The 2242-nt window shown below is 51.9% G+C and carries 2 protein-coding genes; both read left to right on the forward strand.

Translation table 11 applies throughout. The features are described from left to right. Positions 1-316: 316 nt before the first annotated feature. On the forward strand, positions 317-1375 hold the full coding sequence (purM, locus tag IBX50_RS19880) for a phosphoribosylformylglycinamidine cyclo-ligase (RefSeq protein WP_292258131.1): 1059 nt from the start codon (positions 317-319) through the stop codon (positions 1373-1375). Beyond that, on the forward strand, positions 1372-2040 hold the full coding sequence (gene purN / locus IBX50_RS19885; RefSeq protein ID WP_292258132.1) for a phosphoribosylglycinamide formyltransferase: 669 nt from the start codon (positions 1372-1374) through the stop codon (positions 2038-2040). Before purM ends, purN begins: the two co-directional genes overlap by 4 nt. Positions 2041-2242: the final 202 nt, after the last annotated feature.

Genomic DNA, 2242 nt, shown 5'->3' on the forward strand with positions numbered 1-2242 from the left:
CTGTGGCACGGGTGGTATCGGATGTATCCGCTACCGGTATGCTCAGGTTGTAAAGTCCCTGCACCTGCTCAGCAAAAGATGGCTGTAACAATAACAGGTACACCAGTAAGAATTTTGCGGCCACCAGGGCGTTTATTTTTAATTTCACCTAATCCATCCGCTTGAATTTTAATACTGCAGGAAAACATGCAGCAGAAATTATTTTATTACAGACTCTCCTCTACGTGGAGCCTGACTCACTGGAGTGCTAGAATACGCAAGTTTTTTGCCCTTGCCCAATTTTACCGTTTCATTTTCTTCAGACGCAGGATACTTCATGAGCCGTAGCAAAACCCCGATTACCTACAAAGATGCCGGTGTAGATATAGATGCCGGCAACGCCCTGGTTGAGCGCATCAAAGGTGTTGCCAAGCGCACCAGCAGACCCGAAGTAATGGGCGGACTGGGTGGTTTTGGTGCGTTGTGCCAGATTCCTGCCGGTTACCGTGAGCCCTTGCTGGTATCCGGTACAGATGGTGTTGGCACCAAATTACGCCTGGCAATGAACCTGAACAAACATGACACCATCGGCATCGACCTGGTGGCCATGTGTGTTAATGATCTGCTGGTTTGTGGCGCAGAGCCACTGTTCTTTCTGGACTACTATGCCACTGGTCAGCTGAATGTTGATGTGGCGACCCAGGTGGTCACCGGCATTGGTGAAGGTTGTGAACAAGCCGGTTGTGCGCTGGTGGGTGGTGAAACCGCAGAAATGCCCGGCATGTACGAGGGTGACGATTACGATCTAGCCGGTTTCTGTGTGGGTATTGTGGAAAAATCCGAGGTACTGGACGGCAGCAAGGTCAAAGCCGGTGACCGACTGATTGGCCTGGCCTCTTCTGGCCCACACTCCAATGGTTATTCACTGATCCGTAAGCTACTGGAAGTTTCCGGTGAACCCCTGGATACCCTGCTGCCTGATGGTAAAAAGCTGGGTGATGCCCTGATGGCACCCACCCGCATTTACATCAAATCTCTGCTGCCATTGATCCGTGCTGATGAAGGCATTCATGCCCTCTCCCACATTACCGGTGGCGGTTTATACGAAAACATCCCACGCGTGCTGCCGGATGACTGCAAAGCCGATCTGGATCTGACGGATTATCAGCGTCCTGCTGTATTCAACTGGATGCAGGATGTTGGTCAGGTTCCTGAAAAAGAAATGTATCGCACCCTTAACTGCGGTATCGGCATGGTGTTGGCTGTGGCGGCTGATAAGGTTGAATCACTGACAGCCAAACTGCAGGCCGCTGGCGAAACCGTTTTTGATCTGGGTCTGATCAGTGAGCGCAAAACTACTGAAGAAGCCGTGGTGATCAAGGGACTCAAGGCATGATGCATGGTGGGGAAGCACCCGAACCACGCCGTGTGGTGGTGCTGATTTCCGGCAATGGCAGTAACCTGCAGGCACTGATTGACGCTCGACAGACTGAAGAAGGCCTGGGCGGCGAAATTGTTGCTGTGATCAGTGATAAAGCCGAAGCCTACGGGCTGGAGCGCGCACGTCAGGCAGGCATCAAGGATCTGGTGTTGTCACCTCGTGACTTCACCAGCCGCGAAGAATACGATCAGCAGCTGGTACGTCTGGTAGAGGAAAACCAGGCGGATCTGGTGGTTCTGGCTGGTTTTATGCGTATTCTATCGCCTGCTTTTGTACTGCGTTTCCATGGTCGGCTGCTGAACATCCATCCGTCACTGCTGCCCAAATACAAGGGACTGCACACCCATCGTCGTGCACTGGAAGCCGGTGAAAATGAGCACGGTCTCAGTATCCACTTTGTCACCGAAGAACTGGACGGTGGCCCGCTGATCCTGCAGGCTACTGTGCCGGTGGAGCTGGATGATGACGAAGCCACCCTGGCAAAACGCGTTCAGGTCAAAGAGCACCTGCTCTACCCAATAGTTGTGCGCTGGTTTTTGCAGGGGCGCCTGCAATTGCTTGGCAACCATCCAACGCTAGATGGACAGCCACTACCAAAACAGGGTGTTTTATACCAGTAAACCTGCAAAAAACAGTGTTGATCACTGGACAAGCCCGATTGTGCCTGTCATTATTTTTCTCCGCTTCAGTTTAATGAAGCGGTTTTTTCATTTTAATTCGTTTTTTGAACAGCGTCAGACTGCAACGGGAAAGTGTCACATTCGTCCGGTGGCCGCCGTACAGCAGAAAAACGTCTGCCTTCATGAACCAAGTGTCCTTTCG

Source organism: Marinospirillum sp., from assembly GCF_014859565.1.